Raw genomic sequence first — 21,191 nt, 5'->3', positions numbered from 1 at the left:
AAGCCGATTGGTTTTTGCTGACAAACGATAGAAGTAGTCAAAGTCGGTGGTGGCCTGATTGACTATGTTTCGGGGGTCATCAAACAAGAAAGATAAACCACGAAATGAAGCCGTTACGAAATCTTCTTGATAAGTTACACCCCATGTTTGATAAAGGGGGAAAGTTCGAGAAGCTTTACCCGCTCTATGAAGCACAAGATACGTTTCTCTATACTCCGGGTGAAGTGACACACGAAGCGTCTCATGTGCGTGATTCCATCGATTTAAAACGCATGATGAGTATGGTGATTGTCGCTCTGATCCCGTGTGTTTTCATGGCACTCTACAATACGGGTTATCAGGCTAATGCCGCCATGGGTTCGTTGGGAGTTGAATCAGTGCCCGGTTGGCGCGGTTCCGTGATGGCATCTTTGGGTGTCGCTCCTGATGCCAACAGCATGCTTTCCAACCTGGTGCATGGCGGTCTCTATTTCTTCCCGGTCTACCTTGTGTGTATGGCTGTCGGGGGGATCTGGGAAGCTCTGTTCTGTATCATTCGTCGACATGAAATTAACGAAGGCTTTCTGGTCACCGGGATGCTGTTTCCTTTAACTCTGCCTCCCACGATTCCGCTCTGGCAGGTCGCTTTGGGAATCAGTTTTGGTGTGGTCGTCGGAAAAGAAATCTTCGGGGGAACCGGAAAGAACTTCCTGAACCCCGCTTTGACTGCACGTGCTTTTCTGTATTTTGCTTACCCCGCTCAAATCGTGGGTGATACTGTCTGGACTGCCGTTGACGGCTTCAGTGGTGCGACTTCACTCGGTCAGTTGGCAGTCGCCAACCCGGAAGTCGGCATGAAAGCGATTACCAACCCGATCGCCGATGGTGGTTTAGGGATTTCCTGGATGCAGGCTTTCATGGGACAGATTCAAGGCTCCATGGGGGAAACATCTACCTTCGCCTGTCTGTTGGGCGCTGTCTTCCTGATTTTCGCCGGCATCGGTTCCTGGCGGGTGATGGCCGGCGTACTCGCTGGCTCCATGGGCTTTTCGCTGTTTCTCTGGTTGGCTGGCAGCAATACAAATGCGATGTTCGCTATGCCGCCGCAATGGCATCTGGTTGTGGGGGGACTGGCTTTTGGTCTGGTCTTCATGGCGACCGATCCGGTTTCTGCGGCAATGACTGATACAGGACGATGGATTTACGGAATATTGATTGGTGGAATGACGATCCTGATTCGGGTCATCAATCCGGCGTATCCAGAGGGAATTATGTTGGCCATTCTGTTCGGGAATGTCTTCGCGCCTCTGATTGACTACTACGTTGTTCAAGCAAACATTAAAAGAAGGTTGGCGCGAAATGTCGCGTGATTCAATTGGATTCACATTTATGGTATCGGCCGCCTTGTGTGTGGCCTGCTCAATTCTCGTTTCCGGGGCTGCGGTCGGTTTACGTGGTCGCCAGGAACTGAATAAAGAGAACGAGCGTAAAAAAAACATCCTCTCGGTTGCCGGTTTGATCAAACCTGGTGAGTCTGCTGATGTCAGACAGATTTACGAAGAGCGGGTGAAAGGCATCATTGTCGATCTGAATACGGGAAAGGTCGTCACTGACGATAAAGAGCTGTTCCCAGAACCCGATCAATATGATCAGAAGGCAGCGATCGACAATCCCAAAATGAGCATGGAGATCAAGCCTGAAGATGACATCGCCGGGATCGGACGCCGCGAAAATTATTCGTGGGTCTATCTGATCAACGATGAGAACGGCAAGCTTACCCAATATGTTCTGCCCGTCAGAGGAAAAGGGCTCTGGTCCACGATGTGGGGGTTCATTGCACTGGAAACAGATTTAACGACAGTTGCCGGTTTGACGTTCTATGAACAGGGTGAAACTCCCGGTTTGGGGGGCGAGGTCGATAATCCCAAATGGAAAGCACAGTGGAAAGGCAAAGAAGTCTATAACAAAGAATTCGAGCCTGATATTGAAGTCATCAAAGGATCGGTGAATCCAGAATCTCCTAAAGCGATCCATGAAGTGGATGGACTCTCAGGGGCAACGATTACATCACGCGGCGTCACTCATCTGCTGGATTTCTGGCTGGGTGATTTAGGATTTAGACCTTATCTCGAAAACATTCGAGAAAAGGGGGAAAAGAAATAATGAATTCAAGACAAAAAGAGGTCCTGACCGGGCCGATTTTGAATAACAATCCGATTGCTCTGCAGATTCTTGGAATTTGCTCAGCACTGGCGGTGACTACCAAGATGGAAACCGCACTCGTGATGAGTATCGCGGTGACGCTAGTGACCGCCTGCTCGAATGCTGCGGTCGCTTCGATTCGACTGCAGATTCCCAGCAGTATCCGTATCATTGTGCAAATGACGATTATTGCCTCACTGGTAATTCTGGTCGATCAGTTCCTGAAAGCATTTGCCTTCGGAATCAGTAAACAGCTCTCCGTATTCGTGGGACTGATCATCACGAACTGTATCGTGATGGGCCGGGCGGAAGGCTTCGCCATGAAAAACGAACCTGGAATCAGTTTCCTTGATGGGATTGGTAACGGACTGGGATATAGTGCGATTTTGATGCTGGTCGCTTTCTTCCGTGAACTGTTCGGATCAGGAAGCCTGTTCGGCGTACAACTCTTGAAACTAAGTCGTGACGGTGGCTGGTATGAAGCAAACGGTTTGATGCTATTGCCGCCCAGCGCATTTTTTATCATTGGCTTTGCCATCTGGGCATTGAGATCGTGGAAGACCGATCAACTGGAGGAGGCATAACATGTTTGAACATTATCTGAGCCTGTTTATTAAATGTCTCTTTGTTGAAAACCTGGCGCTGGCTTTCTTCCTGGGAATGTGTACCTTTCTGGCGGTTTCCAAAAATGTGAAAACAGCCTTTGGTTTGGGGATTGCGGTTGTCGTGATTCAAACGATTACCGTTCCCGTGAATAATATCATCTATCAGCACCTGTTGAAAAAAGGAGCGCTGGCCTGGGCCGGTTATCCGAATGTCGATTTGACCTTCGTGGGACTGATCTGTTACATCGGCGTGATTGCGGCGATGGTTCAGATTCTGGAAATGACCCTCGATCGTTATTTCCCCGCACTCTATAACACTCTGGGGATTTTCCTCCCGCTAATTACTGTGAACTGTGCGATCCTTGGGGGAACCCTGTTTATGGTCGAGCGCGATTATAACTTTGCTGAAAGCTGTGTCTTCGGTTTCGGATCCGGGGTCGGTTGGGCTCTGGCAATTGTCGCCTTGGCAGGTGTTCGTGAAAAAATGAAATACAGTGATGTTCCGCCCGGATTACGCGGTCTGGGAATCACCTTTATCACCGTTGGTTTAATGGCGATGGCCTTTATGGCGTTCTCCGGAATTCAACTATAAGACGTTTACATATTACTGGTTTTTTAGAGCGGTCAACGTTTAATCATGATTATAGAAATTCTGTTCGGCGTGTTGATGTTCACGGGCATTGTATTAGCCCTGGTCGCCATCATTCTGATTGCAAAGTCGAAACTGGTTGCCTCTGGTAACGTGACGATCACTGTTAACGAACAGAAAAAGATCGAAGTTCCGGTGGGAGGCAAGTTGCTGGGGGCACTCGCCGAAAATCAGATCTTTGTTTCCTCTGCCTGTGGTGGTGGTGGAACCTGTGCTCAATGTGAAGTAAAGGTTCTGGAAGGGGGCGGAGACATTCTGCCTACCGAACGTTCACACTTTAATAACCGTGAGGTCAAAGAGGGTTGCCGCCTGTCTTGTCAGGTACCCGTTAAAGCAGATATGGATATCGAAGTTCCGCCGGAAGTCTTCGAAACCAAAAAGTGGGTCTGTAAAGTCCGGTCGAATGACAACGTGGCGACGTTCATTAAAGAACTGGTGCTGGAGCTTCCTGAAGGGGAAGATGTTGCCTTTAAGGCCGGTGGTTTCATCCAGATCGAAGCCCCCCCGCATCATCTGAAATACAGCGAATTTGATATTCCCGAAGAGTACAAGGAAGACTGGGATAAGTTCAACTTATGGCGTTTTGAATCGAAAGTTGAAGAAGAAACGATTCGCGCCTACTCGATGGCCAACTATCCGGGTGAAAAAGGAATCATCATGCTGAATGTGCGTGTTGCTTCACCGCCACCCCGTTCGCCTGAAGGGACGCCTCCCGGTAAGATGTCTTCCTACATTTTCAATCTAAAACCGGGAGACGAAGTGACGATCTCCGGTCCTTATGGAGAATTCTTTATCGCCGATACCGATGCAGAAATGATCTACATTGGTGGTGGTGCCGGTATGGCTCCGCTACGATCACATATCTACGAATTGTTTAAAGAACGTAAAACCGACCGGAAAGTTTCTTACTGGTATGGTGCTCGCAGCTTGCGGGAAATGTTCTACGAAGATGAGTTTCGGGCAATTGAAGAACAGTTTCCGAATTTCAAAATGCATATCGCCTTGTCGGACCCGATGCCGGAAGATAACTGGGACGGATTGCAAGGTTTCATCCACCAGGTATTACTGGATGAGTATCTAAGTAAGCATCCAGCGCCCGAAGACTGCGAATATTATATTTGTGGTCCGCCAATGATGCTCTCTGCAGTGCGAAACATGTTAGATGATCTGGGTGTAGAACCTGAGAACATCAGGTACGATGATTTCGGTTAAGCAATACCAGGCTCAGTTGTGTCGAGCAGCAGTCTTATTGCTGCTCGGTTTAACGCTGACTGCGTGTGAATCAAATCCGAGTGCTTCTGTTGCAGACAAGTTTCGTAAACAGCAGATAGAAGGCCCTACGATGGGGACTTCGTATCATATTACGATCTGCACCAGGCCTGATGATGCGATCAAAAAACAAGAACTCCAGCAGGAAGTCGATCGCCTTCTGCAAGAGATCAATCAGCAGATGTCGACGTACATCAAAACGTCGGAGCTCTCACGATTCAATCAGGCCGAGCCAGATCAATGGATCGAAGTATCTCCTGAGGTGGTGACGGTGGTCGATGCCGGTCTCGCTCTCAGTAAGGAGAGTGACGGAGCCTTTGATATGACGGTAGGGCCCTTGGTGAATCTATGGCACTTTGGTCCCGATCCAGGCAAAAAAAGATTACCCGCTGTTGATAAGATAGTAGCGGCTCGGAAGAAGGTGGGTTATCATCACATTGAAGTGCAGCATGAGCCACCTGCGCTGAAGAAGCTGATTCCCGATGTGTATCTGGATTTGTCTGCCATTGCCAAAGGATATGCCGTCGATATGGTGGCGGAGCTGCTTGAGTCTCACTCGATTGAAAACTATCTGGTGGAAATCGGAGGGGAGATGCGGGCACGAGGTCACAATGAGCGAGGGCTGCCCTGGAATGTCGGAATCGAAAAGCCAGTCAGTGAAACGCGGGTTGTCCAAAGAGTCGTGCCGCTTTCCAACCTGTCGATGGCGACATCCGGAAATTACCGCAATTTTTTTGAAGTGGATGGTGTCAGCTATTCGCATACCATTGATCCCCGTACAGGCCAGCCTGTGAAGCATACGCTGGCGTCTGTCACTGTGGTGGGAGAAACTTGCATGAACTGTGACGCGACGGCAACTTGCCTGATGGTATTAGGCCCTGAAGAGGGGTATAATTGGGCGAAGGAGCGGAAGATCGCCGCTTATTTCATTGTGAAAACAGAGAATGGTTTTCAAGAGCGTTATTCCCCACGCTGGCATCAATTATTGGGAGAGGAAAACAAACTATGATGACAACCGTCTTGTTCGCTCTCGGTATTTTTGTCCTCGCTTTTGCAGGAATGGCCGTCGGAGTGATCTTCAGTAATCGCTGTATCAAAGGTTCCTGTGGCGGCCTCTCGAACTTGGAAGGCGTTGATGGCTGCTCACAATGTGGTGGCTGTTCCGTTTCCGAGCAGAAACAAAAAAACGATCAGGTAGCCGCTGCCAATTCCTGTGCTGCTGAAGATGAAGAGTAAATCCACAGAGTTCATTGAATTAGGGAGATCTGTCGTTTCAAAGAAAACGTACAGAGAAAATTTCAATGTTTTTCTTGGTAGTACGAATCAGATGTGAGACAATAAGAGAAATGCCGAATGTTACATCTGAAATTAATTGAGACGAGATGCTCAAATCGATCTCGAGAGGAGGTTGCCATGTCAACAGCGGAAAATAATCAAACTGATCCTGAACCCGTTCATGTTTCAACGGAAGAAGAAGCCAGCGAACAACCCCAGGCTGAACAAAGTAGTCAAAGCGAAACTTCGGGTTCGGGGGCACAGAAATCGATCGATCGATTACGAACGGAATTCGATAAGCTATTAGGCATTGCCGTTGAGCAGGGCGAGCGTGCGTTGGACAAACTGGGCCTGTTTGGGAATGAAGCGGTTTGGATACCACGAGTCGATTTACTGGAACAGGAAGATCAGGTTCAGGTTTATCTTGATTTGCCCGGCGTCACTGCTGAGGAGATTAATATTACCCTGGCCGGAAATATGCTGACGGTAACCGGCACGCGCAGTACCGGAATAACAACCACTGCCGGTCAGACCGTGCGGATGAGTGAGCGACCTTCCGGCGAATTCCGCCGTTCGGTTCCCATGCCGGTCGCCGTCGATCCCGATAAGGTCACCGCATCGGTGCAGAACGGAATTCTGAGTGTTGTGCTGGAAAAATCATCTACAGAGAAGCCACGCCAGATTCCGATTAACAGTGCATCCGGAGCCGGCTTTTCATCCTAGCTGAGTGGAATTCAGCACAGTCAGTCTCAAAGATTTTTGATGACGTGAGCTTCAACGGATTGTCCCGGCGTAAGGTTCATGCTGGGCGCAACAATCAGTTGATCTCCCGCTTTGATTCCCGTTTGGATTTCGGCTTCAAAATCGTTCATTACCCCCGGTTCCACGTCCACCAGAACGGTTTTCTTATTTCTTACGAGAAAGGCCTGCCATTGACCGGAGCCGTTGCGAAACAGTGTTGACCGGGGAACCTTGACGACGTTTTCTTTAATCTCGGTATAGATTTTGACCCGCACACGAAAATCCGTTCCCAGGTTCCGTTTCTGCTTTTGCAACTCTTTCCAGATATTGTTTTCGAAGCCGATAATCACTTTAACTCGTTGCTGTTCGACGCCGAGAGACGAGATTTTGGTGAACCCCTTGGGATAGATGCGTTTGACTTTTCCGTGCACAATCTGGTTTCCAATCGCGGGTCCTTCAATGTCAACAGGCGAACCAATCCGAATATTGCCCACATATTGAGACAGCACATCAACTTCTACTTCGAGGTCTTCCAGTTGGCCGATTTCCAGTAATATTTCGCCGGCCGGCAGCGTCCGTTCATTTTCAAAGTTTCTGGTTAAGATCGTCCCGTCGATTGGGCTGTGCATTATGGCCCGCTTGCGGTCACGCTGCAGTTGGTCAAATTGAGACATCGCCTCTTTCTGTTCTTCCTTTAACACCGCTTCGGAAAGTACTTTTTTCTCTTTGTATTTCAGAATCGAAATTTTCCCGATCTGCATCGCACTCTGAACTGCCTGCAGAGACCGCCAGGTCAAAATGTCTTTCTGGTAATCAATTTCGCTTTGTTTCTTAAACAGATCTGCTTCATTGAGTTCGCTTTCCGAAATTGCATTCCGCTTGGAGAGTTGATACTTGCGATCGAACTCTGAGCGGGCAAACTCCCATTTGGCTTTACTGGCTTCCTGCTGCTTACTGGCGGCTTCCACTGTCAGGTCCATCGATTTTAGAAACTCGTCAAACTGGTCCAGGGAGTTATCTTCCAGACGGTTGTCTGCTTGCTCAATGATTTTTTTTGCAAACTGTTCGACCCGGTACTTGGCTTTGGCGACCTCTGCATCCAGATCGGACGTATCCATCTGAGCCACGACTTGTCCTTTGGTAACTTTCTGATCTTCATTAACAGTGATCGGCAAGATACGGCCATTCAAAGGCATTGCAATGCGATAGATGCGAGGTAGTGTCGTTTTCGCACGTTCTTCCACAAAGGCTTTGACCTCGCCGGTCTCTGCAACCGTCACGTCGACGGGGAGCGACGTGCCCGAGAGGAAGTAGGCGACTCCCAATCCGCAAAACAAGATCACCATGATGATAATGGATTTTCGGGACATGGTTATTCCTTTACATTTAATGCCGTTAGCCAGTCCATCTTCTGGATGGCTTTTTGCACCGGCCAATGTGAAATCAGTGTAAATAATATTCCCAATAGAACGGTGTAGACCCAGCTCATCGTTCCAATGGTGAAAGGCATGCGAAATAACTCGGTATCATAGGCGATATTGATGCCCTTTGATGCCCAGTAACCGGCTGGTAATCCGAGCAGGATCCCCGGCAGATTGACGCAGAAACTTTCTCTCAGAAAGATCGAACCGACTTCAGACGGAGTATAACCCAATACGCGAAGTGTGGAGATTTCCTGTTGCCGCTCAGAGAGTGAAATTAGCGAAGCATTCAAAATGCTGCCGAAAAATATCAGGCAGGAAAAGATGATGACGACAACGATCATCACAACCATCTGTTCAACGAGGACTTCCTGCAACTTGTCTTTCTGATCTCGAATTGAATTGACGGATTGAATTGCAGGAACCTGTTTGAGCTCTCGGTAAATTTGCCGCGTGATGACCGGGCGGGGATTCGTTTTGAGCTGAACGCTGGTGAGCGAACTTGACTCGCCCATCAACCGATTCAGATATTGAAAGTCGGCATACACGGTTAATCCCAGGTAACTATCAATGATTTTCATCACCGGGACCTGTCTGGGGATACGGTCTCCAGAAACCGGAATCATTTTGATCGAGTCGCCCGCCTGAATCTGCAGAATGTCGGCCAGTTTGCGCGTTACGAGAATACCGGTCTGAGGCACTTCCACGCGGTTTCCGGCGGTATCGCGGGGAATCGTCAGCCGCGCATCGCTGAGAATGCCCGTAATGCCGACCTTCTTTTCGTGAATTCCATTTTTCAAGGTGCAACCGACCTGAAACAGCGGCTCCGCATAATCTACGCCCGGGATCTGCTGCGATTCGTAAAAGGCAGAATAATCATGGTCGTCTTTGAAGCCGATATCGATATCGCTTAAAAGCAACTTATCATATTGAAAATTGAGCAGCGCAAAGGCGCTGTCATACATGGAGAAGGTCACCAAAAGCAGCATCGCGCCGACGGTGGCGGAGAGAAGTCCTCCCAATGTGCGCGTCCGATTACGAAAAATGTCCCGTAGAACCAGTTGCCAGCGGAAATCGAGTGCATTCCAGAATGCCTGGATTTTTTCCAGCAGAATCCGCCTGGCACGCAGTGGCGGTTTGGGACGCATGGCTTCAGCCGGTGATAGACGCACGACCGAGCGTACGCCGCGAAACGTTCCTAATACAGCAAAAAATACACTGATCAACATTCCCAGAATGATGACGCGCGGGTACATCTGGTTTGTGAGAGAGGGAAATTCGAAGAAATTACGGTATTGTGCTGTCATTGCTCCGGCCAGCGAATAACCGATGAGCGTTCCAAAGAGCCCCCCTGCGATGCCGATCAAAAGGCCGAATTGAATGAAATGTAAGAACATTTCCTGGTTTGAATAACCGAGTGCCTTGAAGGTTCCGACGACCGTTCGTTGTTGTTCAGCCATCCGCGACATGAGCAGGTTGAGAGCGAGCGCAGCGACGATCAGAAAGATGGTGGGTAGAATCGTGGCACTGACTTTCAGTCCGTCGATTTCACTTTTTAAGAACCAGTGCGAAGATTGTTGTTCCAGTGGTGTGGTGGAAAATACGCCAAAATCGTCGAGGTTGAGTTCGAGTTGATCGAGTACCTGTCGCACCCGATTTGCGCTTTGAAATTCGGGTGCCAGCTGTCCCAGGATTTGATTGGCGGCTCCTTCGAAGCCAAAGACGTCTTCCGCGTACTTGTGTTTCAGATAAAACACCCCGTAGCTTTCCGGTTCCGGTACGAGGCCTCCCGGGCCGATCAGATAGACGAACTCCGAACTGATGGCGGTGCCGACGATCAGGAGATCCTGCAGGCGATTGTTCAGGATTAACTGAATATGATCGCCGGGACGGAGGTTGTGAGCGCGCGCGAAGGCATCGTTCACGATTACCTCCTCCTGCCTCTGATCGGTAAAGTAGCTTCCCTGTTTAATAACGATGCTGTTGATCGGAGCATTTTCATGCGCGGGCAGAGAAACCACTTTTCCGGAAAGCGGTTTTTCAACACCCTCCAGCGACGCGGTCACTTCGAATGTGATCCTGGGGAAAATATTAATCACGCCGGGAACTTCAGTGAGTGTGGCGAGATCACCAATGGGGACTTTTTTGAGTTCAACCGAAAAATCAGCCATATGGCACAGCCGATAGTAGTTTTGCCGCGAGTATTCCAGGTTGTCGTAAGTTGATGACATGGCAATGAAACAACCGATGCCAACGGCAATGATGCTGATGATGGCTGCCAGAACCCCTTTGGCGGCGAACAGCTCACGCACTAATTTTCGGTGCAGAACTTTCATTACCAGGTCACCTGTTGTGCGGCGATGGGGTGCGGGTTGGCTTGCGTTTCAGCAATCGTGCCGGAACCAATCCGCACAATTCTCTGTGCCATTTGTCCAATGGCGGAATTATGCGTAATGATGACCACTGTTTTTCCCAGTTCCCGATTCAGATTTCCCAGCACTTCCAGAATCATACGACCGGTCGTTAAGTCGAGGGCGCCAGTCGGTTCATCACAGAGGAGCAGTTCCGGGTTTTTCACCAGTGCGCGGGCGATGGCAACCCGCTGTTGTTCACCGCCCGAAAGCTGGGAAGGAAAATGGTCGACTCGCGATGACAGGCCGACGAGCTCTAACGCATCTTCAGGTGACATCGGGGAATCACTGATATCCGCAGCGACGATCACGTTTTCGCGGGCAGTGAGCGTGGGGACCAGATTATAAAACTGAAACACAAAGCCGATATTCTCGCGACGGTAGCGGGTGAGTTGCTGTTCGTTGAATTGCGATATATTCTGATTTTGAAAAAAGACGCTGCCTTCCGTCGGCAGATCAATTCCGCCCACGATATTCAGCAGGGTGCTTTTTCCCGACCCGGACGGGCCTACGATGACCAGGAACTCACCATCATAAATATCCAGATCAACGTGATGCAGCACAGGGACGGAAACATCTCCGGTGATGTATGTTTTCGAAATGGATTTCAGAGACAGCAGGATAGGGCTCTCGCCGGGGGGATGAGGTTGAAGTGCGTCAGCATCGGGAGCAGGCATGGTCGTCGTCTCTGAGCAGATTGTCGTTGGTTGCTGGGATCAAGCAGGCGGAGTCCCTTTGCCACTTTGAATGTACTTGTCTCGCTGCCGGGCATATTCTTCGGCGGAGATGGTCTCGTCTTCTGTTTTTGCTGACTCGCCCGAATCGGAAACGCCGATTTTCTCGAACTCAGAGAAGTATCGCTTTAAGTAAGGCACACACCACCCGCAACCAGTGCCGGCCCCACCACATTCACTCAGCTGGCTGGCGCGCCTTGGGCGATGAATGCGAAGATGATTGATGATTTTCCGCTTACTGATATGAAAACAGTAACACACTTTATCGTCGAGTTTCACGGTGAATTCAAATTTCGTCTGGAATCAGTTAAGTAATGAAGATCGGTTCTCGCTGAGTTCAAGGAGCCGTCGTTCTCTGAATGTGGATCTTATTTGATTTTACTGAATATGTCAGGGCACCTTTGCTTAATATTAGTGTTAATAATTTTTCCAGAGTCGTGTTTTTGCGCGAGACAGAGACAGCCGTTTGCATTAACTTCGGGTCATTTTTGATGTTATCTGCGAATAGAAATTCCGTGTCCAGCATTTCTTCAAACTGTGTGATGAGTGTCTTCAGGGGGATTGCATCAGGCTGTCGGAACTCCACGATCGGAATTTTCAATGCGACAGTGATGTCTGTTGCTGGTGCCGAAAGAGGGGCAGGCGGGAGCGGCTTCTGCGCCATCAGGGGAGGAATCTGTTCCGGTTTGGCAGCGATTAGCTCTTGGTCGTTCTCGTCGGGAACCGCTTTTAAGGGTTGCGCTTCAGCCACGGGGAGCGGAAGTTCTGCAACAGGCTGCGGATTTGGTATGGGATCTACGTTCTCAGCAGGGGGCTGTAGTGTATCAACTTCTGTGTTGGTAGATGTTTCTGTTGGATCGGACGAGGCGATTTCTGAGACGGTGGCGACCGGTTCCTCCGTTTGGACTGTTGCAGAAGGGGATCGATCAAGCAGCATCATAAGTAGGATCAGGAACGCGCCGGTGCCTGCGACAAACCAGGACATCAAGACGGGGCTGGCAATTAAAAACGCACCGCAGCGCTGTAACGAATTCCAGCCAGCCCGTGCTTTGTGGGAAAATCGTAGTGAATTTTGATGGATCGGGGGCGTGGAAATCAGGTGAATCGTCCATTGCCCGTCGGGTGTCTGCGTCAATTGAAGCGGATGTTCGCAGTCGGGGCAGTCAAATGCGGAATCACCCACCTGTCTGCTGCGCATTCTGAGCAGAGCCTGACAGTGAGGACATTGAAAGGTGGTGATATTCATCAGCGATCACCTTTAGATTGAATCCGACGTGGAACGTTATTTTTTGGGCGGAAACTCAAATTGTTTCAAATTATTTTGCTTTGCATAAGGTTTGCTGGTGATTGTTGCTGTTTTCTTAGCTTCATCAATGACCAGACACATTTGCCCCTGATCTTTGACGTTGAAAATGGCTTGAATCGTATCCAGTCCGGAAACCATGCCCATGTTCATCGTCTGCGGCATGTTTTTGGTATATCCTACCAGTTTGAGGGCTTCCCCTTCGAGGATGATATTGGTTTTGGTTTCATCAGCGATATAAGCAAATACTTCCTGGAGCGGCATACGACGAAAATCAACGTCAATCTTTTTCTTCAGACGATCGACCACCTTATCAGGCAACTTGGGACCAGCAGAAGGCTTGGGTTTTGCTTTGGCGGAAAAATCGGTTCGCGTTGATTCATCCCAAGTGAGTAAGCTGGCTAGCGCCAGGTTGGGTGCCGCACGCTCCGGCAATGTACTGGTTAATTGGGCGTAGCGTTCTCCTGACTGCTGCTGGTTGGCCATGCTGAACGCTTTGAGCATCGCAGGGAATCGGCCAATGACTTTTCGACTGCCTACGGTTCCCGGATTCATTTTCTCAACCCCAGTCAGCATTTCGTGTGGAAGTTGATCCAGTCGTTCCTTTAAATTGGAAGCTAGTTTGGGAGGGCGAATCATTGTGGTATTGCGGAATGTCATTTCGGAATAAAAATCATCTTGCCCCAGATGCATACTCCAGGCAACTGTTTCGACGTCATCACCAATCCAGTCCAGCAGCTGGTTTAAAAAGGGATGTGCTTTTTCTGGAATCAGCACATCCTGCTGACGGCGCACTTCATCAGGATCGAAGACGATGGTCAGGTGCCGGTCGCGGTCGGTCTGCTTCAGAATCGATTCGATGCCGGGCGATGTACTGCTTTCGTACTCGCGTGCTTCCGCCATTTCTGTCGCGCGATCTTCTCCCGGTGGGCCAATGACGTAGAGATTTTCATCCACGATCATGTAGGAATGTTTGTCACCGGAATAAACGGGGAAATTATAACCATCCAGCCGTTGTCCATCGAATTGAGTGATTAGTTCTGAGCGTTTCACTGGTTCGGTTGGACGAACGACGACTGCATATTCCGGCGGTGCACCGGGACTTCCCAGCATCAGGCAGAGGGTGAGCTCTTTGATTTGCGAAGGGTCGCGGAGACAGATTTCTTTGATCTTCTGCTCGGCCCAGATTCCAATCGGACCCAGGCAGGCGCGAAATTCCTCGCCTTGAGAACCAGGAGCCCAGAGTTCGGCGGGACGTAAGTGAAACAAAACCCGCGTACCAGCGGGGACGTATAACAGCCGCACTGGTTCTCCCGATGTAGGGCTGGGAATTTTTTCCTGAGTCTGGCTGACCAGAGTGGGAGGCAGTACTGGTTTTGCAGGCGCACCTTTCGTAGCCGCGGGAGTCGGTGGTTTGGTTGTAAGAGTTTGTTCGACCCGAGGCCAGGCAAAATAAGCACCGACGCCGATCACAAGGATCAATGTCAGACCGATGAGTATCGACACATTACGCCGTTTGGCATTTTTTCGCCGCAGTTCACGGAGACGGGCCACACCCGCATGCTCTGTTGATTCTAAGTCAATTTTAGGTACGACAGGGCCGGGGGCATCTGTGTTAATAACGGGAGCCGATGTTTCTACTGATTTTGAACTGCCCGCTGAAGTATCAATTTGTGGGAACGCACCTGGTTTCTCAACGGGAGGCGTGAAAGCTGTGGGTTGAGGCAAATCCACTGGTTCATCGGGAACCCACTTGGCAGAGGTCCCGACGACTGGTGTGGCAGGTTGTGCTAACTCGATTTTGACTTCTTCGTTTTGCTGAGACTCTGCAGGAGACGCAGGCTCGATTTGAATTTGTTCAGGTGCAGTTTCCGGGACCGTAGGGGAACTGACCGGAAGTTTTAGGACGAATGCATGTTTGCAGTTGGGGCAGCGCGCTTTCTTGCCGAGCAGACTTTTATCCCGGAGTTTGAGCTTTTTTTTACATTGTGGACAAGGGACAGCAATGCTTGTCATGAATCCGCCTGTTAGTGTGTTGTTTTCGTAAGGTGAATCGTGGTAAGGAGTAAAGCGACAACAGATCACTGCGCGCAAAAGCCGCCTTTTCCTTTATCATACGTTTTGTTGAGGAGTGCTGCCAAGTCTTTTTGAGTCTTGTTTTGGATTAAGGACGGTTTCCCATGTGGTGTCAGTTCCTATGAAAGTCACTCAAGCGCGCAAGGAGAGCGAAAAACAATAGCTAAAGTTCAGAGATGATTTGTTATCAGCCTGAGGACTGGCAACGGTTTGGGGTAATCAGCGGAAGAGGCCGTTAATTACGGTGCCGCTTTCGACCAGCTTAACGGGACGTCCGATGGGGGTGTGTAATTCCATGTCAGCGTTGATTTTCATGGCATGGCACATGGATCGGAAGAGATCATCCACTTCGACCGGGGAATCGACGATTTCCTGACCGTTTTCATCCGTTTTGCCGATGACTTGTCCCCCTTTGATGCCTGCTCCTGCCATCAGAAGGTTGAAGTTTTTGACCCAATGGTCACGTCCGGGAACAGGGGGACGAGCATTGATTTTAGGAGTGCGTCCGAATTCACCCATACAGAGCACCAGCGTTTTATCCAGCAAGCCACGCTGTTTCAGATCGATCAACAACTGAGATAAGCCTTGATCGACTTCAGGAGCACGTCGTTCCATTCCTTTAAAGACGTTGTTGTGCATGTCCCAGCCTCCGCTGCGCACTTCAACAAAGGGGACGCCTACTTCCACGAGCCTGCGTGCTACCAGCAGTCCCTGTCCGAGTTGCGATTTCCCGTAGGCCTCTTTCATGGCCGTCGGTTCGTCATCGAATTGAAATGCTTTCAGGCGGGGTGACAGCATCATCAGGTTCGCTTTCTGATACAGCTTGCTTTGCTCTTTGACGAGAGCTGCAGCACCGGCGTCAGCAAAGTCACTTTCCTGTTGGCTTAATAACGCGAGTCTGCGTTGCTGCCGTGAGGTGGGTGTGTCATTAAAAACATTATCCGGTAGCTGACCGGGGCGATCGATAATAAACGGTGCTACCTGAACTCCCAGAAAGCCCGAGCTCAGTGTCTGGCCGATGCTGACAAAGTTGGGGATATCCGATTGGGGGTCACCGATCTCTTTGGCGACGACCGAACCGAAATGGGGGAACTTTTCAATCCCCAGCATGCGGTGACCGGTATGCAGGTGGTAGGTGCCGCGTTCGTGGGCGGCTTCTTTGCCGGTCATGGAACGAATGACGGCAATGTCGTTCATGACAGAAGCGATCTTGGGCCAATAATGAGCAATTTCAATTCCCGGTGTCTGGGTTGCAATTTTTTTTGTTTCGCCCCCATTGGGCGTCCCCGGTTTGGGGTCCCAGGTTTCCATCTGGCTCGGTGCACCAGCCAGCCAGACCAGGATACAGGAGCGGCCTTCCTTTTTCAGTTCGGCTGCGTTTAAGCGGAACTGGCTTAACAGTGCAGAGCCGGAGATTCCCAGCGAAGCAGACTGTAAAAATTTTCTTCGGGAGATCCCGCCGCGACGGTTCAAATTCAGATGTAAGAGCGCATCTGCCTGCATGTGATGATTCCTCTGATTCAAAATAACTAGCGTTTTGTTCGAAACTCTGTGGAATTGATAAGGACCCAGACTAGGTCTTCGATGGCCTCTTCGCGGTTTTCTGACTCGTTCAAATATTCGCTATTCCGTTGTATTTCCTGCTCAGTTGCATGTCTGGCCAGCACGTTCAGATACAGTTTCTGTACCAAATCTTCGTTTGAGTTGATCTTAACGAGTTGTTGTTTGAGTTCACTTTGAGAGAGTCTGGACTGCAGGGTGGCGCTGTTCATCAGCAGCAGCGCCTGTTGGATTGATCCTTCTAACGCCCCTTGAGGCAGAGAGGGGTTCATATCGAAGACCTGCATAATTTCCTGGTGTAGTTTTTTGTCATATCCTGCTAATTTTTCAACCGCAGATGCGACAACATCCGGGCGCAATCGGGAAGGTCGGACTGCGGTAAACAGTTCTGATGTCGAAGACATGGTCCGCATTTCTCGCTGATAGATTTTTGAGTTCATAATCAATCGAAAGACCCACTTGGGATCAAAGTTTTTATAGCGGAAATTGGCGGCGATCCGGTTGACGACCGGCTTGTGAATCACATCGCTGTCAGGCCCCAGGCTGTCGACATCATAGAATCCGTCGCCAATCAGTTCGCTCCAGATGCGGTTCACATAGGCGCGAGCAAACCAGTAATTTTGCGGGTTGTATGCCAGGTAGGCGGCTATGGAAACTCGCCGGGCGTCGGATTTCATTTTCTCGTGTGGTTTTTCTCCCAGCAGAAAGCGGGGTTTGACTACCGTTTTGACTGTTGGGTCATCTGCGTCAGGCATTTTGTAGGTGTAGGGATGGAAAAAGGCGGCGAGTTCATGAAATTGCTCGCGTTTCCAGTTATCAAACGGATGGTCGTGGCATTCGGCGCATTTGATGCTGATACCCATAAAGATACGAGCCGTCTGAGACGCGAGTTCAGTCGATTTATTTTCGCATGCCAGCACAAAATTGTTCGGCCCGTATTTCTGGCCAAAGTCGTTTCGGACCGCTTTGTTGCGCTGGGGAGTCGCCGAAATCAGCATTACGGTAATGTAATCCCAAGGAGCTCCTTTGCTGAATTGCTCTGCCAGCCAGTCCTCCAGTGCCTGTGGACTGACTCGGTTTTTGTTGGCGACACTATCGTAAAAAATGACCGAGGACCAGTACCGAGCCCATTTGCGCGCGTACTCTTTGGTTTCCAGCAATTCGTCAATCAACGCGGCTCGTTTGCCTCTCTGTTGACTGGCAAGAAATGAATCGATTTTTTGTGGTGTGGGTAGTGTCCCTGTCAGATCGAGATAGACGCGTCGAATAAAAGTTTCGTCATCAATTGTTTTTGCGAGGGCTGCCTGCGACGTTGGACCTAGTTCCTGTTCCAGAGCCTGATCCAGGTCGGCGGAGCTGAAGCTGACGCTACGGGCAATTCGACGTGTCGGCATCGTTGACCGGATATATCCCAGTAGCTGCATCTTCTGTTCTTGTGTTTTGAGAGGAGGGAGATTGAGCGGAGGGGCTTTCTTCTTCGCATTTTTTCTGGGCGCAGCCGCTAAAGTTGTCGGAAGAAACAGACAAATCAATGTGATGAAAACGATCCATTGATAGGGCCTGAATAAAGAACTTTGACCACGCTTCAACATAATGCTACCTGCTGCTGAAAGAGAGATTCGGAGGTCCGAATTGAAATGCGTCAAATGAAGCAATTGTATTTGTCGTATTGTATTTAAGAAATGAGCTGTTGAGACGGTGACTTCAAGTCCAAACAGAGAGTCTTAGCTTTCTTTCCTTAAATGGTATCTCTACTGGGACAAAGGTAAATAGACTTCGGTGGATTCGAATCAGGACAGGCTGGAATTTATATTCATTTAGACATGAATGTTCACGTAATTGGGATCAGTTTGGATGCCAATTCTGAATAGTGTACGTACGGTTTGACAGGGTGTGTTTATATTTGTATACTGGTTGCGGGCAGGTGCTGGGATTGGGAAATGTGAGCTATTTCACACAATTTTATTTCTAAGAATAGAGGTCTGGGGCCGAATCATAGTTAGTTTTGCGGGTTTAATCGGGAGAGAGCTTCGAGTTCTTATATTAATAAGTAGAGTTGTAAGTTTAATTATATTATTGGTTTATGTTCATTGATATCAGTGGTTATGCCGCGCCATTTTCAACGTTTTGCTGGAAATATGAGATGTTTGACTAAAATTATTTACGTGTGAACTTTTTCTTCTCATATTCGTCTAATAATACGTACTAATGACAGAACCTGGAGACGACGCATGTGATGGACACTGTGGTTACTGGGAAGAGTCAAAAAAAGAGGGTGGGAATTCATGATCAGTTCAAAATATAACAATCCGGCGATGAAACAGTTAGCGGAGCAGCAGGTGAAGTACGCACCGCGCGAGGTGAAGCTTGAGCAAATCAGCCGCGCGGAGCAATTTCTCTCTAATATCGAGCAGGAGCAGGATTATCCCTATCCGGACCTCTGTAAGGAAATCACAACATACCGATCGGAAATTTACCCGGATCTGGTGATTTCCGGCGCGGATGTTCTGCATGATTTACGTTGCTTTATTGAGGACCTGTCTGACAGCGCAGAGATTAACGTAGACGATGTCGATGAGGAGGTTCTGACGGTCCAGGATCTCAGTAAAAAGTTCAATATTTCCACGAAGACCGTTGATCGTTGGAGAGATAAAGGTTTGGTCAGTCGTCGTTTTCGGTTTAACGGCCGGAAACGGGTTGGTTTCCTGAAGTCGTCAGTGGATCGTTTTCTACAGAAGAATCGCGGTCATATCACACGCAGCATGAATTTCAGTCAGCTGAGTGATGAAGATCGTGAAGAGATTCTGCGTCGGGCGCGGCGTCTGGCTCGGTATGGAGGGTGTCCTGCTGAGATCAGCCGGCGGATTGCGCGGCACATGAATCGTTCGCCGGAAACCATTCGCTACACTTTGAAAAATTTTGATCGGGAGAACCCGGAGTTGGCTATATTTCCGAATGCTCCAGAAAAAATTACAGAGCAACAGAAGCGTGATATTTACAACACGTTTCGACGTGGAATTCCCGTCGAAAAGCTGGCGCGTCGTTACTGTCGCACTAAGGCCAGTATTTATCGCATCATTTCCGAAGCCCGGGCTGCACGTCTGCATGCCCAGACGATCGACTACATGCATAGTGATGAATTTGAACAACCAAATGCAGACAAAGTGATTCTGGGGCCACCTCCGGAAGTCGATAAATCGAATGAAAAAGTTCGCACTCCGCCCGGATTGCCCCCGTATCTGGCAAGCTTGTATTCAATTCCATTGCTGACGCGAGAAGAGGAAGCCTACTATTTCCGAAAACTGAATTACCTGAAATACAGGGCATTTCAGATTCAGGAAAATCTGGATCCTAATCGACCCAAAGCGCGAGACATGGATCAGATCGAAAAGTTGCTTGATGAGAGTACCGATGTGAAAAACTTTTTGATCCGGAGTAACCTGCGACTGGTGGTTTCAATTGCCAAGCGTCATATCAGGCCAGGAAACAACTTCTTTGAAATGGTTAGTGACGGCAATATGTCGCTGATTCGTGCAATCGAGAAATTTGATTACACAAAAGGGAACAAGTTTTCTACGTATGCCAGCTGGGCGATTATGAAGAATTACGCACGTTCGATTCCCGCCGAGTACAAGGTGCTCGATCGGTTCCGAACGGGTAATGAAGAATTATTCTTTCAATCGACTGATGAGCGGGAAAGCCAGTACCGTGAGGAACTGATCAACCAGAAACAGCATGCTGTGATCATGAGTATTCTGGATCAGTTGGATGGCCGCGAGAAAGATATTCTGATTTATCGCTATGGACTGAATGCCCGAAATGAACCCCAGACACTTGAACAGGTTGGTGATCGTTTTGGTGTGACCAAGGAGCGGATCAGGCAGTTGGAGTCTCGTGCTCTGAAAAAATTACGGAGAATTACACAGGTAGAACGAGTTGAAATTCCGGGAATTTAAAGCAGGCTGATCAAGACCGGTTTTTCTGGTCTTATTAGTGAGTTCTCCCCTCAAACAGGCATGGTTCACAGAGCCATGCCTGTTTTTTTGTGACTTCCCTGAATACCGATCTTTACTGTTGTGAAATCGGTGGCTTGGGTGAATGCTGCTTTTGTTCTTGGTTTTCTTGAACTTAGAGGCAGAAATTGTGTCTTATCACTCACGTAGTCGAAATCAACCTTCTCTATGATGAAAAGCAGATTGCGTTGAGATGGAAAATCATAGGCCGTATAGGCATACAGCATTAAGAAAAGATAACATTTTTTGGAATCAGCCAGTCGTTCACACTTGCAAGCAAGTGCCTGATTGCTATATTGAGCTGCTTACTGAGTTTCGGCGGGGAAAGTACCTCTTTAGCCAGGCGAGTCGTTCAGGTTGCATGAGGCTTGAAGCCTGCTAGCTTAGTTTTAGATTGACAGGCTAGCGTAGCTCAATCGGCAGAGCATCGGTTTTGTAAACCGAAGGTTGTGGGTTCGATTCCCACCGCTAGCTCTTTAACCTGAAATTCTGGGCCTTTCTTTTTACTTAAAGTGGGTTCAGTGAACGGCTTATGATATCCAGCTTCGGCTGGTTGGGAGGGGGAATTCCCGAGCGGCCAAAGGGGTCAGACTGTAAATCTGATGGCTATGCCTTCGCAGGTTCGAATCCTGCTTCCCCCACTTATGAGTTGGAAATTGACTGAGTCACGGTTTTGCGGGTGTAGCTCAATGGTAGAGCCCCAGCCTTCCAAGCTGGTTGTGAGGGTTCGATTCCCTTCACCCGCTTTTTGATATAAACGCGTTTGGTTTTTAAGACAGAAAATGCTGCTGTGGCTCAGTCGGTAGAGCGCGTCCTTGGTAAGGACGAGGTCATGGGTTCAAGTCCCATCAGCAGCTTTTTTGAGTGAATTAAAATGTGGTTTTCAGGAGGTGTGTGCCTCTTGCGTGCGAGGGGTTACTCCTGTTTTTACCTCGCTATTTGTTTTGTTGGTT

Annotated in this window: 17 protein-coding genes and 4 tRNA genes; 13 read left to right on the top strand and 8 right to left on the bottom strand. The window is 49.1% G+C overall.

The window, feature by feature from the left end:
• Positions 1-104 precede the first annotated feature (104 nt).
• From Pan241w_RS26915 to Pan241w_RS26880, 8 genes are all read left to right on the top strand, one after another.
• Entirely contained in the window at positions 105-1,349 is a 1,245-nt protein-coding gene (locus Pan241w_RS26915; RefSeq protein ID WP_145222181.1) for an NADH:ubiquinone reductase (Na(+)-transporting) subunit B, read from the top strand.
• Positions 1,339-2,142, top strand: a complete 804-nt coding sequence (locus Pan241w_RS26910; protein ID WP_145222179.1) for a Na(+)-translocating NADH-quinone reductase subunit C — start codon at positions 1,339-1,341, stop codon at positions 2,140-2,142. The genes Pan241w_RS26915 and Pan241w_RS26910 overlap by 11 nt, the downstream gene beginning before the upstream one ends.
• The gene (locus Pan241w_RS26905) at positions 2,142-2,765 is read left to right on the top strand and encodes an NADH:ubiquinone reductase (Na(+)-transporting) subunit D (protein ID WP_145222176.1); all 624 of its coding nucleotides are present in this window, start codon (positions 2,142-2,144) and stop codon (positions 2,763-2,765) included. The genes Pan241w_RS26910 and Pan241w_RS26905 overlap by 1 nt, the downstream gene beginning before the upstream one ends.
• Position 2,766: 1 nt before the next feature.
• On the top strand, positions 2,767-3,378 hold the full coding sequence (gene nqrE / locus Pan241w_RS26900) for an NADH:ubiquinone reductase (Na(+)-transporting) subunit E (RefSeq protein ID WP_145222173.1): 612 nt from the start codon (positions 2,767-2,769) through the stop codon (positions 3,376-3,378).
• 45 nt (positions 3,379-3,423) lie between these two features.
• Complete coding sequence (gene nqrF / locus Pan241w_RS26895) at positions 3,424-4,647, top strand: NADH:ubiquinone reductase (Na(+)-transporting) subunit F (protein ID WP_145222171.1); 1,224 nt, start codon at positions 3,424-3,426, stop codon at positions 4,645-4,647.
• Positions 4,634-5,713 carry an FAD:protein FMN transferase gene (locus tag Pan241w_RS26890; protein ID WP_232107285.1) on the top strand — a complete coding sequence of 360 codons (1,080 nt, stop codon included), beginning with the start codon at positions 4,634-4,636 and terminating at the stop codon, positions 5,711-5,713. Before nqrF ends, Pan241w_RS26890 begins: the two co-directional genes overlap by 14 nt.
• Positions 5,710-5,940, top strand: a complete 231-nt coding sequence (gene nqrM / locus Pan241w_RS26885) for a (Na+)-NQR maturation NqrM (RefSeq protein ID WP_198000180.1) — start codon at positions 5,710-5,712, stop codon at positions 5,938-5,940. The genes Pan241w_RS26890 and nqrM overlap by 4 nt, the downstream gene beginning before the upstream one ends.
• A 177-nt stretch (positions 5,941-6,117) precedes the next feature.
• The gene (locus Pan241w_RS26880) at positions 6,118-6,702 is read left to right on the top strand and encodes an Hsp20/alpha crystallin family protein (RefSeq protein WP_198000179.1); all 585 of its coding nucleotides are present in this window, start codon (positions 6,118-6,120) and stop codon (positions 6,700-6,702) included.
• A gap of 26 nt (positions 6,703-6,728) precedes the next feature.
• Here the strand turns inward: Pan241w_RS26880 and Pan241w_RS26875 are convergent, their stop codons facing one another.
• From Pan241w_RS26875 to Pan241w_RS26840, 8 genes are all read right to left on the bottom strand, one after another.
• Complete coding sequence (locus Pan241w_RS26875; RefSeq protein ID WP_145222165.1) at positions 6,729-8,090, bottom strand: efflux RND transporter periplasmic adaptor subunit; 1,362 nt, start codon at positions 8,088-8,090, stop codon at positions 6,729-6,731.
• 2 nt (positions 8,091-8,092) lie between these two features.
• Positions 8,093-10,477, bottom strand: coding sequence for an ABC transporter permease (locus Pan241w_RS26870; RefSeq protein WP_145222161.1), 2,385 nt, complete (start codon positions 10,475-10,477; stop codon positions 8,093-8,095).
• Positions 10,477-11,229, bottom strand: a complete 753-nt coding sequence (locus Pan241w_RS26865; protein ID WP_145222158.1) for an ABC transporter ATP-binding protein — start codon at positions 11,227-11,229, stop codon at positions 10,477-10,479. Before Pan241w_RS26865 ends, Pan241w_RS26870 begins: the two co-directional genes overlap by 1 nt.
• A gap of 39 nt (positions 11,230-11,268) precedes the next feature.
• Positions 11,269-11,565, bottom strand: a complete 297-nt coding sequence (locus tag Pan241w_RS26860; RefSeq protein ID WP_145222155.1) for a (2Fe-2S)-binding protein — start codon at positions 11,563-11,565, stop codon at positions 11,269-11,271.
• Between the two features lie 58 nt (positions 11,566-11,623).
• The gene (locus tag Pan241w_RS26855; RefSeq protein ID WP_145222152.1) at positions 11,624-12,532 is read right to left on the bottom strand and encodes a hypothetical protein; all 909 of its coding nucleotides are present in this window, start codon (positions 12,530-12,532) and stop codon (positions 11,624-11,626) included.
• Positions 12,533-12,568: 36 nt separating this feature from the next.
• Complete coding sequence (locus Pan241w_RS26850; protein ID WP_145222149.1) at positions 12,569-14,605, bottom strand: zinc ribbon domain-containing protein; 2,037 nt, start codon at positions 14,603-14,605, stop codon at positions 12,569-12,571.
• Positions 14,606-14,884: 279 nt separating this feature from the next.
• The gene (locus tag Pan241w_RS26845; protein WP_145222146.1) at positions 14,885-16,168 is read right to left on the bottom strand and encodes a DUF1501 domain-containing protein; all 1,284 of its coding nucleotides are present in this window, start codon (positions 16,166-16,168) and stop codon (positions 14,885-14,887) included.
• Positions 16,169-16,194: 26 nt separating this feature from the next.
• Complete coding sequence (locus Pan241w_RS26840) at positions 16,195-17,817, bottom strand: DUF1549 domain-containing protein (RefSeq protein WP_145222143.1); 1,623 nt, start codon at positions 17,815-17,817, stop codon at positions 16,195-16,197.
• 693 nt (positions 17,818-18,510) lie between these two features.
• Between Pan241w_RS26840 and Pan241w_RS26835 the strand changes: the two genes are divergently transcribed.
• From Pan241w_RS26835 to Pan241w_RS26815, 5 genes are all read left to right on the top strand, one after another.
• Complete coding sequence (locus Pan241w_RS26835) at positions 18,511-20,181, top strand: sigma-70 family RNA polymerase sigma factor (RefSeq protein WP_145222141.1); 1,671 nt, start codon at positions 18,511-18,513, stop codon at positions 20,179-20,181.
• Between the two features lie 458 nt (positions 20,182-20,639).
• Positions 20,640-20,712, top strand: a tRNA-Thr gene (locus Pan241w_RS26830).
• 85 nt (positions 20,713-20,797) lie between these two features.
• Positions 20,798-20,879, top strand: a tRNA-Tyr gene (locus Pan241w_RS26825).
• A gap of 34 nt (positions 20,880-20,913) precedes the next feature.
• Positions 20,914-20,984: transfer RNA gene (locus tag Pan241w_RS26820), tRNA-Gly, on the top strand.
• Between the two features lie 38 nt (positions 20,985-21,022).
• A tRNA-Thr gene (locus tag Pan241w_RS26815) sits at positions 21,023-21,095 on the top strand.
• The last annotated feature ends 96 nt before the right edge of the window (positions 21,096-21,191 follow it).

It is taken from the genome of Gimesia alba (assembly GCF_007744675.1).
In the GTDB taxonomy this organism is placed as follows: Bacteria; Planctomycetota; Planctomycetia; order Planctomycetales; family Planctomycetaceae; genus Gimesia; species Gimesia alba.
The sequence above is the reverse complement of the archived record's forward strand: the minus strand, read 5'-3'. Positions and strand labels throughout refer to the sequence as shown.

Bases quoted from the DNA above. Each gene is read 5' to 3' on its own strand.
- Pan241w_RS26910 (WP_145222179.1), top strand. From the start codon at position 1,339: ATGTCGCGTGATTCAATTGGATTCACATTTATGGTATCGGCCGCCTTG.
- Pan241w_RS26865 (WP_145222158.1), bottom strand. From the start codon at position 11,229: ATGCCTGCTCCCGATGCTGACGCACTTCAACCTCATCCCCCCGGCGAG.
- Pan241w_RS26835 (WP_145222141.1), top strand. From the start codon at position 18,511: ATGATCAGTTCAAAATATAACAATCCGGCGATGAAACAGTTAGCGGAG.
- Pan241w_RS26880 (WP_198000179.1), top strand. From the start codon at position 6,118: ATGTCAACAGCGGAAAATAATCAAACTGATCCTGAACCCGTTCATGTT.
- Pan241w_RS26855 (WP_145222152.1), bottom strand. From the start codon at position 12,532: ATGAATATCACCACCTTTCAATGTCCTCACTGTCAGGCTCTGCTCAGA.
- nqrM (WP_198000180.1), top strand. From the start codon at position 5,710: ATGATGACAACCGTCTTGTTCGCTCTCGGTATTTTTGTCCTCGCTTTT.
- Pan241w_RS26870 (WP_145222161.1), bottom strand. From the start codon at position 10,477: ATGAAAGTTCTGCACCGAAAATTAGTGCGTGAGCTGTTCGCCGCCAAA.
- Pan241w_RS26845 (WP_145222146.1), bottom strand. From the start codon at position 16,168: ATGCAGGCAGATGCGCTCTTACATCTGAATTTGAACCGTCGCGGCGGG.
- Pan241w_RS26915 (WP_145222181.1), top strand. From the start codon at position 105: ATGAAGCCGTTACGAAATCTTCTTGATAAGTTACACCCCATGTTTGAT.
- nqrE (WP_145222173.1), top strand. From the start codon at position 2,767: ATGTTTGAACATTATCTGAGCCTGTTTATTAAATGTCTCTTTGTTGAA.
- Pan241w_RS26905 (WP_145222176.1), top strand. From the start codon at position 2,142: ATGAATTCAAGACAAAAAGAGGTCCTGACCGGGCCGATTTTGAATAAC.
- Pan241w_RS26850 (WP_145222149.1), bottom strand. From the start codon at position 14,605: ATGACAAGCATTGCTGTCCCTTGTCCACAATGTAAAAAAAAGCTCAAA.
- Pan241w_RS26890 (WP_232107285.1), top strand. From the start codon at position 4,634: ATGATTTCGGTTAAGCAATACCAGGCTCAGTTGTGTCGAGCAGCAGTC.
- nqrF (WP_145222171.1), top strand. From the start codon at position 3,424: ATGATTATAGAAATTCTGTTCGGCGTGTTGATGTTCACGGGCATTGTA.
- Pan241w_RS26875 (WP_145222165.1), bottom strand. From the start codon at position 8,090: ATGTCCCGAAAATCCATTATCATCATGGTGATCTTGTTTTGCGGATTG.
- Pan241w_RS26840 (WP_145222143.1), bottom strand. From the start codon at position 17,817: ATGTTGAAGCGTGGTCAAAGTTCTTTATTCAGGCCCTATCAATGGATC.